The 14,572-nt window shown below is 71.7% G+C and carries 15 protein-coding genes; 8 read left to right on the top strand and 7 right to left on the bottom strand.

Annotated features, from left to right (window positions below):
* Positions 1 to 46 precede the first annotated feature (46 nt).
* Entirely contained in the window at positions 47 to 928 is an 882-nt protein-coding gene (locus MKD51_RS06630; protein ID WP_240239545.1) for a LysR family transcriptional regulator ArgP, read from the top strand.
* An 8-nt stretch (positions 929 to 936) separates the two neighbouring features.
* On the opposite strand, the gene MKD51_RS06625 is transcribed toward MKD51_RS06630, so the two are convergent.
* Positions 937 to 1,587, bottom strand: coding sequence for a general stress protein (locus MKD51_RS06625; protein WP_346986723.1), 651 nt, complete (start codon positions 1,585 to 1,587; stop codon positions 937 to 939).
* An 87-nt stretch (positions 1,588 to 1,674) separates the two neighbouring features.
* Here MKD51_RS06625 and MKD51_RS06620 point away from each other — a divergent pair, with 87 nt between their 5' ends.
* Genes MKD51_RS06620 through MKD51_RS06610 form a run of 3 tightly spaced genes read left to right on the top strand, consistent with a single transcriptional unit; the run spans position 1,675 to position 4,514 of the window.
* Positions 1,675 to 2,904: a CBS domain-containing protein gene (locus tag MKD51_RS06620; RefSeq protein ID WP_240239542.1), complete on the top strand. Its 1,230-nt coding sequence runs from the start codon at positions 1,675 to 1,677 to the stop codon at positions 2,902 to 2,904.
* Positions 2,897 to 3,400, top strand: coding sequence for a DUF1003 domain-containing protein (locus MKD51_RS06615; RefSeq protein WP_240239540.1), 504 nt, complete (start codon positions 2,897 to 2,899; stop codon positions 3,398 to 3,400). Before MKD51_RS06620 ends, MKD51_RS06615 begins: the two co-directional genes overlap by 8 nt.
* Before the next feature lie 22 nt (positions 3,401 to 3,422).
* Complete coding sequence (locus MKD51_RS06610; RefSeq protein ID WP_240239539.1) at positions 3,423 to 4,514, top strand: Mrp/NBP35 family ATP-binding protein; 1,092 nt, start codon at positions 3,423 to 3,425, stop codon at positions 4,512 to 4,514.
* Between the two features lie 25 nt (positions 4,515 to 4,539).
* Here the strand turns inward: MKD51_RS06610 and MKD51_RS06605 are convergent, their stop codons facing one another.
* Positions 4,540 to 4,914, bottom strand: coding sequence for a Sec-independent protein translocase TatB (locus tag MKD51_RS06605; RefSeq protein ID WP_240239537.1), 375 nt, complete (start codon positions 4,912 to 4,914; stop codon positions 4,540 to 4,542).
* An 80-nt stretch (positions 4,915 to 4,994) separates the two neighbouring features.
* Here MKD51_RS06605 and MKD51_RS06600 point away from each other — a divergent pair, with 80 nt between their 5' ends.
* Positions 4,995 to 5,633: a class I SAM-dependent methyltransferase gene (locus tag MKD51_RS06600; RefSeq protein WP_240239535.1), complete on the top strand. Its 639-nt coding sequence runs from the start codon at positions 4,995 to 4,997 to the stop codon at positions 5,631 to 5,633.
* Between the two features lie 105 nt (positions 5,634 to 5,738).
* Here the strand turns inward: MKD51_RS06600 and MKD51_RS06595 are convergent, their stop codons facing one another.
* The 3 genes from MKD51_RS06595 to dapE all read right to left on the bottom strand — a co-directional run bounded on the left by MKD51_RS06595 (position 5,739) and on the right by dapE (position 8,259).
* Positions 5,739 to 5,912, bottom strand: coding sequence for a DUF3117 domain-containing protein (locus MKD51_RS06595; protein WP_240239534.1), 174 nt, complete (start codon positions 5,910 to 5,912; stop codon positions 5,739 to 5,741).
* Positions 5,913 to 5,995: 83 nt separating this feature from the next.
* Positions 5,996 to 7,180 (bottom strand): hypothetical protein, encoded by a 1,185-nt coding sequence (locus MKD51_RS06590; RefSeq protein ID WP_240239532.1) that lies wholly within the window; start codon positions 7,178 to 7,180, stop codon positions 5,996 to 5,998.
* On the bottom strand, positions 7,162 to 8,259 hold the full coding sequence (gene dapE, locus MKD51_RS06585) for a succinyl-diaminopimelate desuccinylase (protein ID WP_240239531.1): 1,098 nt from the start codon (positions 8,257 to 8,259) through the stop codon (positions 7,162 to 7,164). The genes MKD51_RS06590 and dapE overlap by 19 nt, the downstream gene beginning before the upstream one ends.
* 23 nt (positions 8,260 to 8,282) lie before the next feature.
* Between dapE and dapD the strand changes: the two genes are divergently transcribed.
* The 3 genes from dapD to MKD51_RS06570 all read left to right on the top strand — a co-directional run bounded on the left by dapD (position 8,283) and on the right by MKD51_RS06570 (position 11,651).
* The gene (dapD, locus tag MKD51_RS06580; RefSeq protein ID WP_240239529.1) at positions 8,283 to 9,203 is read left to right on the top strand and encodes a 2,3,4,5-tetrahydropyridine-2,6-dicarboxylate N-succinyltransferase; all 921 of its coding nucleotides are present in this window, start codon (positions 8,283 to 8,285) and stop codon (positions 9,201 to 9,203) included.
* 64 nt (positions 9,204 to 9,267) lie between these two features.
* Complete coding sequence (locus MKD51_RS06575) at positions 9,268 to 10,050, top strand: ABC transporter ATP-binding protein (RefSeq protein ID WP_240239528.1); 783 nt, start codon at positions 9,268 to 9,270, stop codon at positions 10,048 to 10,050.
* On the top strand, positions 10,032 to 11,651 hold the full coding sequence (locus MKD51_RS06570) for a hypothetical protein (protein ID WP_240239527.1): 1,620 nt from the start codon (positions 10,032 to 10,034) through the stop codon (positions 11,649 to 11,651). The genes MKD51_RS06575 and MKD51_RS06570 overlap by 19 nt, the downstream gene beginning before the upstream one ends.
* Before the next feature lie 42 nt (positions 11,652 to 11,693).
* Here MKD51_RS06570 and MKD51_RS06565 read toward each other — a convergent pair whose 3' ends face one another.
* Both MKD51_RS06565 and MKD51_RS06560 read right to left on the bottom strand, forming a co-directional pair.
* A complete protein-coding gene (locus MKD51_RS06565; protein ID WP_240239525.1) occupies positions 11,694 to 13,145 on the bottom strand; it encodes an NCS2 family permease in 1,452 nt (483 codons plus the stop codon).
* Positions 13,146 to 13,228: 83 nt separating this feature from the next.
* Positions 13,229 to 14,479 (bottom strand): citrate synthase, encoded by a 1,251-nt coding sequence (locus MKD51_RS06560; RefSeq protein ID WP_240240858.1) that lies wholly within the window; start codon positions 14,477 to 14,479, stop codon positions 13,229 to 13,231.
* Between the last annotated feature and the right edge of the window lie 93 nt (positions 14,480 to 14,572).

The following is a 14,572-nucleotide window of genomic DNA, read 5'->3' as shown; positions in this document are numbered from 1 at the left end:
AATGATCCTGCATGATCTGAAGCTTTGCTTCATCTAGGCTGAGCCCGTGGAGCTTCCCCTCGATCACCTGCGCACGCTCGCGGCCGTCGTCGACGCCGGCACCCTCGAGCGCGCCGCCACGCAGCTCGGGGTGACGCCCAGCGCCGTGAGCCAGCGCATCCGCGCCATCGAGCAGCGCGTGGGCCGCGTCGTGCTGCAGCGCACGAAGCCCGTGCGCGCGACGGAGGCGGGTGCCTCGCTCGTGCGGCTGGCCCGCCAGCTCGCCATGCTCGAGCACGATGCGCTCGTCGCGATGGGCGATGCACCCGGCGCCCAGCGCATCCCGCTCGCCGTCAACGCCGACTCGCTCATCACCTGGTTCCTGCCAGCGCTCGCCGCCGTCACCGCGCAGCGCGAGGTGACCTTCGACATCCATCGCGAAGACCAGGAGCGCACGGCGCAGCTGCTCGAATCCGGCACGGTCATGGCGGCAGTCACGGCGCAGCGCGAGCCCGTCGCCGGCTGCGTCTCCTCGCCGCTGGGCCGCATGCGCTACGTTGCGATCGCGCAGCGCGACTTCGCGCAGCGCTGGTTCGCCGACGGCCTCACACCCGCCGCGCTCGAGCGCGCACCGATCGTCGACTTCGACCACCACGACACGCTGCAGGCACGATTCGCTGCCGACCACGGCGCCACCGCGGATGCGCCGCGGCACGTCATCAGCGCATCCGCCGAGTTCGCGGAGGCGGTGCGGATGGGCCTCGGCTGGGGCATGCTGCTGCCCGGCCAGTTCGAGGTCGGCGTCGCCGACGGCTCACTGGTCGTGCTCGCCGACGACACCGTGGAGGTGCCGCTGTGGTGGCAGCGGTGGAACCTGGCGTCGCCGCTGCTCGACCTGGTGACTGATGCGGTGGCGGATGCCGCGCGGGCATCGGACGCGATCGCCTGAGCGAGGGCTCAGGGGGCCGGCGGCTGCTGGCGGTCCATCGGCGCCTGAGCACTCGTCGGCGCCTGAGCGCTCGTCGACTGCTCGGGCGCCTGCGCGCTGGTCGGCTGCTCGGGCGCCTGCGGCGTCGGAGCGCTCGTCGGCTGCTGCGGCGGCGGCGCCGACTGCAGCTGCGCCTCGGTCGGCGCGGCGGCTCCCTCGCGCTGGCCGATGACCTGCATCGCCTTGCCTGCGCTCCCCTGCGGTGCGACGACGTCGTATCGGCTCGCGAGCACCTGCTGCGTCGACGCGAAGTCCCGCTTGCGGCGCACGAGCGCGTGCTGCACGACCGCGAGCAGGATGCCGAGCGCGAGACCGAGCAGCGGGAACACGAGCACGGATCCGACGGCCTCCGGCACGAAGACCAGGAACATCAGGCCCAGGAACGCGCCGAAGCCGAGGCCGCGGATGGCGCCGCGCATGGCGACCTTGCCCCAGGTGAGGCGGCCGACGATGCGCTCGACCAGCTTGAGGTCGTTGCCGATGATCGCGAGGCCCGCAAGCTCTGCATCAGAGCTCGAGACCTTCGCGATGGCCGCCTGCGCCTGGTCGTAGGTCTCGAAGGAGGCCACCACCACCCCGTGCGGCAGGTGCTGGTCGCCGGTGGTCGATCGCTGGAACATGCTCACCCGCCAAGTCTCCCACGCGAGCTCCGCCGACCACGGCCGGGTTCGCTGTCGGCGTCAGCCTCGCGCGGTACCGTGGACGCCATGAGCGCACCCACCGTCTTCGTCGCCCGCCTCGCGGGTGCGGGCGTGTTCGATCCCGCCGGAGAGCGGATCGGCAAGGTGCGCGACGTCGTCACGGTGCCCAGGCATCAGGCTTCGCCGCGGGTGGTCGGCCTCGTCGTCGAGGATCGCGGCAGGCAGCGCGTCTTCCTCTCGATCGGCCGGGTGCTCTCGATCGGCGGCGGCCAGCTGATCGCCGCGGCCATCAGCGAGCGCCGCTTCAGCCAGCGCGGCAGCGAGCGGCTGCTGCTCGCCGACATCCTCGGCCGCGCGGTCACGCTGCAGGACGGCTCGGCAGCGACCCTCGAGGACCTCTCGATCGCCGAGCGCGGCCCCGGCGAGTGGGAGGTCGACGAGCTCTTCATCCGCAAGCCGAAGACCGGGCCGTTCGGCAAGGGCCCGACGACCCTCGCGCACTGGAACGACGTGCGCCACGACCTCGATGCCGAGCACGACACCGAGCACCTGCTCGCATCGCTCGACGATCTCCCGGCCGCCGACGCCGCATCCGCCATGCTCGATCTGCCGCAGCAGCGCATGATCGAGGTCGCTGAGGACCTCTCCGACGACCGCCTGGCCGACATCCTCGAGGAGATGCACGAGGATCGCCAGGTCGAGATCCTCGCTGCCCTCGAGGACGACCGGGTCGCCGACGTGCTCGACCAGATGGAGCCCGACGACGCCGCCGACCTCATCGGCCACATGACCACCGAGCGCGGCGAGACGCTGCTGGGCCTGATGGATCCGGATGAGGCCCAAGACGTGCGCATGCTGCTCTCGTTCGGCGCCGACACCGCCGGCGGCCTCATGACGACCGAGCCGATCATCCTCGCCTCCGACTCCACCGTGGCGGAGGCGCTCGCCCTCATGCGCCGTCACGAGATCGCGCCCGCGCTCGCCGCCGCCGTCTGCGTCACGCTGCCGCCCTACGAGGCGCCCACCGGCCGCTTCCTGGGCATGGTGCACTTCCAGCGGCTGCTGCGCTACCCGCCGAACGAGCGCGTCGGCACGCTGCTCGACGAGCAGATCGAGCCGGTGCTCGTGAGCGACACGGCGGCAGAGGTCACCCGCCAGCTGGCCGCCTACAACCTCGTCTCGGTGCCGGTCGTCGATCCCGCCGGCCGCCTGGTCGGCGTCGTCACGATCGACGACGTGCTCGACCACATCCTGCCCGAGGACTGGCGGGCGCAGGAGGAGGCTTCGCATGGCTGAGCGCGACGACGACTTCTCCCGCCCCAAGGCCTCGCGCCGACGCATCCGGCTTCCCGAGTCGAAGGATCGCTTCGGTCGCTTCACCGAGTCGTTCGCGCGTGGGATGGGCACGCCCGCATTCCTGGTCGGGATGACGATCTTCTGCGGGTTCTGGCTCACCTACAACTCCATCGTGCCGGCCGAGGCGCAGTTCGACCCGCAGGACCAGGGCTTCCCGCTGCTGACGCTGGTGCTGAGCCTGCAGGCCTCCTACGCGGCTCCCCTGCTGCTGCTCGCGCAGAACCGCCAGGACGACCGCGACCGCGTGCAGATCGAGCAGGATCGCCTGCGAGCCGAGCGCAACCTCAACGACACCGAGTACCTCGCCCGCGAGGTCGTGGCCCTGCGCATGGCCATGCGCGACATGGCGACGCGCGAGTTCATCCGCGCCGAGCTCAAGTCGTTCGTCGAGGATCTCGACGAACGTCGCGACCGCGGCCCCCGCACGGACCCGTGATGGGCTCCGAGGCGGCCCGGCCGTGACTGCCGGGATCGATCCGGCGCTCCTGCGCGCCCTGGCGACGGTCATCGACCCCGAGATCCGCCGGCCGCTCGTCGAGCTCGACATGATCCCCGCCGCGACGCTCGCCGACGGCGTCGCGAGCATCCGGCTCGAGCTCACCGTGGCCGCATGCCCCGCCGCCGACAGGATCGAGGCGGATGTGCGCCAGGCGGCCGCGTCGGTCGCCGGCGTCGAGCGCGTGGAGATGGAGATCGCCGTCATGGCGCCGGCCACGCGGCAGGCACTCGTGGAGCGGCTGCGCGGCTCGCGACCGCAGCAGTTCGGCCCCGACACGCTGACCCGCATCATCGCGGTCGCGAGCGGCAAGGGCGGCGTCGGCAAGTCGACCGTGACCGCCAACCTCGCCGTCGCGCTCGCCGCGCGCGGCCTCGCGGTCGGCGTCATCGACGCCGACGTGCACGGCTACTCGATCCCGGCGCTGCTGGGCACCGATGCCAAGCCGACGCGCGTCGGCGACATGATGATGCCGCCGGAGGTGCAGGGCGTGCGGCTGGTGTCGATCGGCATGTTCGTCGACGGCAACCGCTCCGTCTCGTGGCGCGGGCCCATGCTGCACCGCACCCTGACGCAGTTCCTCACCGACGTCTGGTGGGGCGACCTCGACGTGCTGCTCATCGACATGCCGCCCGGCACCGGCGACGTGGCCATCTCGCTCGGCCAGCTGCTGCCGCACGCCGAGGTGCTCGTCGTCACGACACCGCAGAAGGCCGCTGCCGACGTCGCGGAGCGCGCCGCAGAGGTTGCGCGGCAGACCGGCCAGCGAGTGCTGGGCGTGGTCGAGAACATGGCGGGGCTGCCGCAGCCCGACGGCGGCCTGCTCGAGCTCTTCGGCGCCGGCGGCGGCGAGGAGGCGGCCCGCCGGCTGGAGGTGCCGCTGCTGGCGCGCATCCCGCTCTCGATCGCGCTGCGCGAGGGCGGCGACGCGGGTGCGCCCGTGGTGTCGGGCGACCCTGCCGACCCGGCGGCTGCCGCGATCATCGCGCTGGCCGCAGCGCTGCGCGGCACGCGGCCGATCGCGGGGCGGAGCCTGCCGCTGGCGCCTCGCTGATCGTGGCGCTGCCAGGCTCGGTCGGCTAGGTCGCCTCGTCGTCGAAGCGCATCGGACCGGCGGCCCGGCGAGGGCGCGCTGGCGCCGTCGCGACCGCCGATGCTGCCGCTGCGGAGGCGAAGTCGCCAGCGGGCTCCGCAGGCTCATCCTTCAGCGCATCCATCACGATCCGGCGCGGGTCGTACCGCCGCGGGTCGAGCTGCTTCCAGTCGACCTCGTCGAACTCCGGGCCCATCTCCTCGCGCATGCGCGCCTTGGCGCCACCGGCGAGATCGCGCAGGCCGCGCACGAGCGAGCCGAGCCGTTCTGCGAGCGCGGGCAGCCGCTCGGGGCCGATGAGCACGGCCGCGAGGATCGCGATGATCAGCAACTTGTCGAGCGTGATGCCTGCAAGGGACACCCCACTAGGGTAGCGAGCACTGCGGCGAGCCTTGGACGGGCGGATGCGTCGCGGTCGATACGCTCAACGTCGGAGGAACCGTGCAGACATCACCGCTCATCGCCAAGTACCTCGACGACCTCGCCGCAGAGGATGAGGTGCTCACCGCAGCGCGGGACGCCTCCGTCGAGCTGGGGATCACACCCATCGCGCCCGCAGTCGGCGCACAGCTCGCTGCGGTCGCGGCGTCGACGCAGGCGACCGCCATCCTCGAGGTCGGCACCGGCGCGGGCGTGAGCGGCCTGTGGCTGCTGCGCGGCGCCCCCGGAGCGACGCTCACGTCGATCGACACCGAGCTCGACCACCAGCAGCATGCCCGCGCCTCCTTCGGGAAGGCAGGCATCCCGGTCACCCGAGCCCGCCTCATCACGGGCAAGGCGCGCGACGTGCTGCCGCGCATGAACGAGTCGAGCTACGACATCGTGCTGCTCGACGCCGATCCGGCGAACCTGCTCGAGTATGTCGAGCACGCGCTCGCGCTCGTGCGCATCGGCGGCTCTGTGCTGGTCGCGCACGCGCTCATGGGCGGCCGCGTCGCCGATCCCGCGCAGCGCAGCGACGAGGTCGCAGACCTGCGGGCGCTGCTGAAGGAGCTCTCCACCAGCGACGCGGTGCGCACCGCGGTCTCGCCTGTCGGCGACGGGCTGCTGCAGATCGTGCGGCTGCCGGAGCCTGCCTGAGCCTTGGTGTCGTGACGCCTCCGGGCTCAGCTCCACCGCGCAGCGAAGGGCCCGATCCGCTGAGGATCGGGCCCTTCGCATCCGGCCAACGTCGGCCGGCGTCGGTCAAGCGGTGACGACGACTCCGCTGAGCGCCTTGTGCAGCGCGGCGGCCTCTTCGTCGTTCACGGAGACGACGAGGCGTCCCCCGCCCTCGAGCGGGACGCGCACGACAATGACCCTGCCCTCCTTGACGGCCTCGAGCGGTCCATCGCCGGTGCGTGGTTTCATGGCGGCCATGCGGCTCCCCCTTCGGTTCCTGTGGGTCTATTATCTCACGTCTCCGTGACACCGTGACCTGAGTCGACACTCCGCTGGATGTGCTAGGGCACCGTCCAGTCGCGACCGTCGACGTGCCAGCAGAACCAGATCCACACCGGCTGCAGCACGATGCATGCCGCCAGCAGCATGCCGCGCGCCCAGGCCGGCCTCACCGCGGCGAGGATCACGGCAACGGGGAAGATGGGCATGAGCAGCCGCCAGGTGGACGACTGCGGGAACCAGACGGCGGCGAGATAGATCAGGTAGGCGATCACCCAGAGCCTGCCCTCGATGCCGACGGCGCGCGCCCAGGGCCCGGCCAGCAGCACCACCGCGGCGACCACGGAGCCCCCGAGCCAGAGCGGCCACCAGCCGTCGAACCACCACTCGAGCCCGACCGGCCAGGGCGTGAACGGCACGAGCTCCTGCCTGCCGACATAGGCGGAGCGCCAGCTCAGCTCGGTCTCGAGGTAGGCCGTCATGCTGCCGGTCGCGATGGTGCACGCGATGAGCCAGCCGAAGCCCCAGAGCGCGCTCCACGCCCCGAGCCCCACGAGCATCCATCGCTCTCCGACCGGGAACGATGCGCGGTGGCGGAACCACCGCACCAGGAACCACAGGCCGAGCGCGAGCGCGAAGGCGAGCCCTCCAGGGCGGATGAGCGCCATGATCGGGATGAGCACCCAGAGCCACTCCCACTCGCGGAGCCGCCAGGCGAGCAGCGTGGCGGCGAGCAGCAGCAGGAAGAGCGACTCCGCATAGCCCAGCTGGAAGACCGGCGCCAGCGGAGAGAGGAGCACGAGCGCGAGCGCGAACCGCTCGCGGCCCGGCGCGAGCTCTGTGAACAGTCGGTAGGCGACGAGGGCGAAGGCGGCGGATGCGGCCACCGAGAGCAGCACGGCCGCGCCCTCCCACGGCAGCCCGGTGAGCATGAGCACGCGTGCGAGCATCGGGTAGACCGGCATGAATGCCCAGGCATTCTCGCCCACGTGGCCCGAGTCGTCGAGCGGCAGCTCGGTCGGATACCCCGACATGGCGACGATGAAGTACCAGTGGGCGTCCCACATCGTCGAGTAGTCGAGCAGGTCGGGCCCAGCGGGCGTCCACGAGCTCTGCTCCTGCCTGCCGGCGAAGGCGGCGAGGAAGCCTGTGCTCACCAGCCGCGACACGAGCCAGAGCGCCAGCGGCCACAGCCACCACCGCTCGCGCGTCGGCGCGCGGCGCTCCGTCAGGCTCGTGAGAGCCACGTGCGCAGGCTCTCCTCGGTCGCGACGATCTGCGCGACCGGCACCGACTCATCGTCGGCGTGCGCCTTCGACGGGTCGCCCGGGCCGAAGTTGACCGCCGGGATGCCCAGCGCCGAGAACCGAGCCACGTCCGTCCAGCCGTACTTCGGCTGCGGCGTCGCGCCAACCGCCTCGATGAACTCCTTCGCGAGCGGCGCGTCGAGGCCGGGGCGGGCGCCGGCCGACGCATCCACGACCCGCACGTCGAAGCCCTCGAAGAGGTCGACGACGTGGCTGGTGGCCTCCTCGACCGAGCGCGAGGGCGCGAAGCGGTAGTTGACCTGCACGACGCACTCGTCGGGGATGACGTTGGTCGCCACCCCGCCGGAGATCATCACGGCGTTGAGGCCCTCCCGGTAGCGCAGGCCCTCCACGTCGACCTCGCGCGGCCGATAGGACTGCAGCACCTGCAGGATCTCGGCGGCGTCGTGGATGGCGTTGTGGCCGACCCAGGCGCGAGCCGAGTGGGCGCGCACGCCACGGGTGCGGATCTCTGCGCGCAGCGTGCCGTTGCAGCCGCCCTCGATCTCGCCGTTCGAGGGCTCGCCCAGGATGGCGAAGTCCGCCTGCATGAGCTCGGGGTGGGCTGCGGCGAGCCGGCGCAGACCGTTGTGCTCCTCCCCCACCTCCTCGTGGTCGTACCAGATCCAGGTCACGTCGAACACAGGCTCGGCGAGCTCGACGGCGAGCTTCAGCTGCACCGCCACGCCGGCCTTCATGTCGACCGTCCCGCGGCCCCAGATGTGCGGCTCGCCGTCCACGACCGCGTCGCGCGTCGGCACGTTGCCGTTGATGGGCACCGTGTCGATGTGGCCGGCGAGCACGACCCTGCGCTCGCGCCCGAGCTGCGTGCGGGCGATCACGGTGTCGCCGATGCGGGTCACCTCGAGGTGCGTCGCAGCGCGCGCCGCCGCCTCGATCGCGTCGGCGATGCGGCCCTCATCGTCGGAGACGGACTCGATGTCGCACAGCTGCCGGGTGAGGTCTGCGGCGGATGCGGTCAGGTCGAGCACCAGCGGATCACGAGGGGAGGCCGTCATGGGCACCAGCCTAGACTTGAGGCATGGCTCGCCCCGCACACGGACATGCACTCGTCACGGTCTTCGAAGGCCGGGTGCTCGATGCCTGGTTCCCCTCGCCGGCGCTCGGCGCCACGAGCGGTGACGCGCAGTGGATCGGCGGCGGCGGGCTGGCCGAGCTGGCCGGCCCCGTGCCGACGCGCGGCGTGCTGCTCGAAGCCCGGCACGTCGAGATCGACCTGGATGCGGCCCCCGCATCCGCCGAGGACGCCTACCTGCGCCTCCACCTGCTCAGCCACCGGCTGGTGCAGCCCAACACGATCAACCTCGACGGGATCTTCGGAGCGCTGCCCGTCGTCGCCTGGACGAACGGCGGCGCCGTCGACCCCGAGTGGGCGAGCTCGCATCGCGTCGACCTGCAGCGCGCGGGCCTGCAGGTGCAGGTCGTCGACCGGTTCCCCCGCATGACCGACTTCGTCGTGCCCTCCGGCGTGCGCATCGGAGACGCCAGCCGCGTGCGGCTGGGTGCGCACCTCGCCCAGGGAACCGTCGTCATGCACGAGGGCTTCGTGAACTTCAACGCCGGCACGCTCGGCACCTCGATGGTCGAGGGTCGCATCTCGCAGGGCGTGGTCGTCGGCGACGGCACCGACATCGGCGGCGGCGCATCGATCATGGGCACGCTCTCCGGCGGCGGCAAGGAGCGCGTCTCCCTCGGCCAGCGTGTGCTGCTGGGCGCCAACTCCGGCGTCGGCATCTCGATCGGCGACGACTCGGTCGTCGAGGCCGGCCTCTACGTGACCGCCGGCACGAAGGTCACGCTCCTGCCCGGCGGCGAGCAGGTCAAGGCCGTCGAGCTCTCGGGCCGCGCCGGCCTGCTGTTCCGGCGCAACTCCGTCTCGGGCGCTGTCGAGGTCGTCGCGCGCGACGGCAGGGGCGTCGAGCTCAACGCCGCGTTGCACTGAGACTCCCCGGGCGCTCCCCCGCCCGCTGGAGGCGGCGGTCAGCCTCGGTCGCCAGACTGAGGACATGACCGGACCCGCGGCAGCGCCCGCCCACCCCGTGCTCGCCCTGCGCGAGCTGTCGAAGCGCTTCGGCCAGCAGGTCGCCGTCGACCGCCTCTCGCTCGACGTGCCGCCCGGCTGCATGTTCGGGCTGCTGGGCCCGAACGGTGCTGGCAAGACGACGACGCTGTCGATGGCCACCGGCCTGCTGCGCCCCGACGCCGGCACCGCGTTCGTCGACGGCGCCGATGTCTGGACCGATCCTGCCGCCGCGAAGGCGCGCATGGGGGTGCTGCCGGACGGCGTGCGACTGTTCGACCGGCTCTCGGGTGCTGAGCTGCTGCGCTACCACGGGCTGCTGCGCGGCATGCCGGTCGCCGATGTCACGAGCCGCGCCACCGAGCTGCTCGAGGCGCTGGGCCTCGCGGAGGCAGGCTCGACCCTCGTCATCGACTACTCCGCCGGCATGCGCAAGAAGATCGGGCTCGCCTGCGCGCTCATCCACGCTCCCCGGCTGCTGCTGCTCGACGAGCCCTTCGAGGCAGTCGACCCGGTCTCCGGCGAGACGATCCGCGAGATCCTGCGCGGCTTCGTCGCCGGGGGTGGCACGGTGGTGCTCTCGAGCCACGTGATGGAGCTCGTCGAGTCGCTCTGCGACCGGGTGGCGATCGTCGCGCGCGGCCGCATGCTCGCCACCGGCACGCTCGACGAGGTGCGCCAGGGCCAGCCGCTGCAGCGCCGCTTCCTCGACCTGGTCGGCACGCACGCGCTGGATGCGGAGAGCCTGTCGTGGCTGCGCTCCTCCTAGGGCTCCGGCTGCGGCAGTACGGCCGCGCGCTCGGGCGCAACCCATGGGCCATCGTCACCCTCGTCGTCACCGCGCTCGGCGCGCTCGCCGGTCTCGGGCTGCTGGCGGTGCTGCTCGTGACGCTGCGGGTGCTCGCGCCGACGGCGGCAGCGGATGCGGTGGTGCTGCTCGGCAGCGGGCTGGTCGTCGTGTGGGCGGTCGCCAGCATCCTCATCTCTGCCGACGACGCGCTTGCCCCCGAGCGCTTCTCGGTGCTGCCCGTGCCCGCGCGGCGGCTGCTGCCGGGCGTGCTGCTCGCGGGCGCGATCGGCGTCGGCGGCATCGCGACGGCCATCGCCCTGCTGCTGACGCTCATCGGCTGGAGCGCCGACCTGTTCGCGCTCGTGGCCGCCGTGCTGCTGCTGCCGGTGCAGCTGCTCACCTGCCTGCTGGCCGGGCGGGCACTGGTCGCAGCGCTCTCTCGGCAGCTCGCCAAGCGCAGCGGTCGCGACCTCACGATCGTCGTCGGGAGCCTGCTCGGCATCTCCGCCGGCATCCTCGTCGTCACCGTGCTCGAAGGCGTGCGCGCGCTCGGCTCGACCGAGACCCTGCTGGGCGCCCTCTCCGGTGTGCTGGCATGGACGCCGCTCGGTGCCGCCTGGGGCGTGCCGCTGGCGGTGCTGGCGGGCAGCTGGCTCGAGGCGGTCGCGAAGCTCGCGATCGCCATCGCGACCGTCGTGCTGCTCTGGCTGGTCTGGGCGCACGACTTCCGCACCAGGCTGACGGCGCCGATCGTCCAGGGCGGCGGCGGTCGCGTGCGCGGCGGCGCCTGGCTCGACCGGCTGCTGCCCGCGACGCCGGTCGGCGCGATCGCCGCACGCGGCCTGCGCTACCGGTTCCGCGACCCGCGGCACCTCGTCAATGTGCTCGGCGTCGCGATCGTGCCGCTGCTGGTGCTGGTCATGAACGTCGTGGTCGGCAACTCGGTGCAGGTCGACATCGATGCCGGGCCGGGTGCGGAGCCCTTCGCGGCCATCGGGCCGATGCTGCTGCCGGTGCTGGGCGCGATCGTGCTCATGTCGGTGGCGCAGCTCGACGCCGCCTACGACAGCTCCGCGATCGCCGCCCACGTGCTCACCGGCGTCACCGGCGCGCAGGATCGCGCCGGCAGGGCGCTGGGCATGGTCGTGCTGTTCGCGCCGATCCTGCTGGTGATGTGCGTGCTGTCGACCGCGATCGCCGGCAGCTGGACGCTGCTGCCCGCGTCGATCGGTGCGACGCTCGGCACCGGCGGCATCGTGCTCGGCATCGGTGCCGCCGTCAGCCCGTGGCTGCCCGGCCAGACCCCGCCGCCCGAGACCAGCCCCTTCGGCGCCGGCTCCTCCGGCGGTGCGCAGGCGCTGCTGGGCGCGCTCATCGCGATGGCCGCGATCCTCACGGTCGGCGCACCCGCCATCGGCACGGCGATCGCCGCCGCCTGGATCCCCTGGCTCGGCTGGGTGAGCCTCGCCATCGGCATCGTCGTGGCCGTGCTCGCCGTCTGGCTCGGCGTGCGGATCGGCGGCAGGGCGCTCGAGCGACGCTGGCCGGAGCTGCTGGCGGCGGTGGCCCGGGAGGCCTAGCCGACGCTGGCCAGAGCTGCTGGCGGCGGTGGCCCGGGAGGCCTAGCCGATCAGGGTCTGCAGGGGGCCGCGCACGAAGAAGACCACGAACAGCGCTGCCACGATCCACAGCAGCGGCGAGATCTGCTTCGCCTTGCCGGAGACCGCGTGCACGATCACCCAGGCGATGAAGCCCACGCCGATGCCGTTGGCGATGTTGTAGGTCAGCGGCATCACGACGATCGTCAGGAACGCGGGCAGCGCGACGCGGAAGTCGGTGAAGTCGATGTCGGCGATCTGCGCCATCATCATCGCGCCCACCACCACGAGCGTCGCCGCTGCGACCTCGAGCGGCACGATCTGCGTGAGCGGGGTGAGGAACATCGCGGCCAGGAACAGCACGCCCGTCACGACCGAGGCGAGGCCCGTGCGGGCGCCCTCGCCGACACCGGCAGCAGAGTCGACGAAGACGGTGTTCGACGAGGCGCTCGCGCCACCGCCGGCGACGGCGCCGAAGCCCTCGACGAGCAGCGCGCGCTTGAGGCCCGGGAACTGGCCGTCCGGGGTCGAGAGCCCTGCCTGGCGTGCGAGCCCCGTCATGGTGCCCATGGCGTCGAAGAAGTTCATGAACACGAGCGTGAAGATGAACATCGTGGTCGCGAGGATGCCGATGCGCTCGAAGGAGCCGAAGGAGACCTGCCCGACGAGCGAGAGGTCGGGCAGCGCGAAGATGCTGGTCGGCAGCGCAGGCGCGTTGAGGTTCCAGGCATCGAGGTTCTGGCCGAGCGACGGCCCCACCTGGAAGATCGCCTCCAGGATGATCGCGATCACCGTGGTCGCGATGATGCCGATGAGCAGCGCACCCTTGACGCGCAGCGACAGCAGGATGCCCATGAGGATGACGCCGATGACGAACGTGGCGGTCGGCAGCGACGTGATCGAGCCGCCGTCCCCGAGCTGCACCGGCGGTGCAGCGATGCCGGTCGAGCGCACGAAGCCCGAGTCGACGAATCCGATGAAGGCGATGAACAGGCCGATGCCGACCGCGATCGCGCTCTTGAGCGCCGCGGGCACCGCGTCGAAGATCATGCGCCGCAGGCCGGTCGCTGCCAGCACCACGATGATGACGCCGTTGATGAGCACGAGGCCCATCGCCTCCGGCCAGGTGAGCTCCCCGACGAGGCCGAACGCGAGGAACGAGTTGATGCCCAGGCCCGCCGCGAGGCCGAACGGCACGTTGGCGATCAGACCCATCGCGAGCGTCATCACGCCGCCGACGAGCGCTGTGACGGCCGCCACCTGACCGTTGGGGAGCCATCCGCCCTCAACGTCGGTGGCCGCCTGCTCCGGCGAGAACCCACCGATGATGAGCGGGTTCAGCACGATGATGTAGGCCATCGCGAAGAACGTGACGAGGCCGCCGCGCACCTCCTGCGTGACGGACGAGCCGCGCGCCGAGATCTTGAAGAAGCGGTCGACGGCGCTCTTCGGCGCCGCCGGTGAGGTGCTGGTCATGGTTGCTCCGGGTCAGGGCGGGCCTCGACGCGCTCTGCGCCTGCGGCGCGGAGCGGCTCAGCCAGCAGAAGGGGCGGCAGCGCCTAGATGTGGCGTTCGGTCGGGCCCACGTAGAGCTGCTGCGGGCGGCCGATCTTGGTCTGCGGGTCGAGCATCATCTCGCGCCAGTGGGCGATCCAGCCCGGCAGGCGGCCGATCGCGAAGAGCACGGTGAACATGCGCTCTGGGAAGCCCATCGCCTTGTAGATGACGCCGGTGTAGAAGTCGACGTTCGGGTAGAGCTTGCGCTCCTTGAAGTAGTCGTCGGCCAGCGCGACCTGCTCGAGCTCCTGCGCGATGTCGAGCAGGGGGTCGCGCACGCCGAGCTGGGCGAGCACCTCCTCTGCCGAGGTCTTCACGAGCTTGGCGCGCGGGTCGTAGTTCTTGTAGACGCGGTGCCCGAAGCCCATGAGCTTGACGCCCTGCTCCTTGCGCTTGACGCGCTCGACGAAGCGCTCGACGCCCTCGCCGGAGTCGCGGATGCCCCGCAGCATCTGCAGCACGGCCTCGTTGGCGCCGCCGTGCAGCGGACCGGACAGCGCGTGGATGCCGGCCGAGACCGAGGCGAACAGGTTGGCCTCGGTCGAGCCGACCAGACGCACCGTCGACGTCGACGCGTTCTGCTCGTGGTCGGCGTGCAGGATGAGCAGTCGCTCCAGCGCCCGCACCATCACCGGGTTCTGGATGTACTGCTCGGCCTCGATGCCGAAGTTGAGCTTGAGGTAGTTCTCGACGAAGCTCAGCTGGTTGTCGGGGTAGAGGAAGGCCTGGCCGATCGACTTCTTGTGCGCGTAGGCGGCGATCACCGGCATCTTCGCGAGCAGCCGGATCGTCTGCTTGTCGACCTTGTCGGGGTCGCGCGGGTCATGGTCGGACTCGTAGTAGGTCGACAGTGCGCTGACGGCGCTCGAGAGCGCGCTCATCGGGTGCGCGTCGCGCGGCAGGGCGTCGAAGAAGCGCCGCAGATCCTCGTGCAGCAGCGTGTGGCGGCGCACGCGCTGGTCGAAGCCTGCCAGCTCGTCCTCGCTCGGGAGCTCACCGTAGATCAGCAGGTGCGCGACGTCGAGGAAGGTCTTCTGCTCCGCGAGCTCCTCGATCGGGTACCCGCGGTAGCGCAGGATGCCCTGGTCGCCGTCGATGTAGGTGATCGAGCTGCGCGTGCTGGAGGTGTTCACGAAGCCGTAGTCGAGGGTCGTCAGCCCCGTGTCGCGCGTCAGCTTCGACACATCGATCGCGCTGCGCCCGTCGCTCGCCTCCAGCACCTGCAGCTCGGTGGAGCCGCCGCCGTGCTGCAGCGTCACGGCCCGTGCCGCTGAGGCGACGGGTGGGGCGGTGGTCGTTGCGGTGTCCTCGGTCGTCACGGAGCCAGCCTACCGGTCGTCGGGAGG

It is taken from the genome of Agrococcus sp. ARC_14, assembly GCF_022436485.1.
GTDB lineage: Bacteria > Actinomycetota > Actinomycetes > Actinomycetales > Microbacteriaceae > Agrococcus.
The sequence above is the reverse complement of the archived record's forward strand: the minus strand, read 5'-3'. Positions and strand labels throughout refer to the sequence as shown.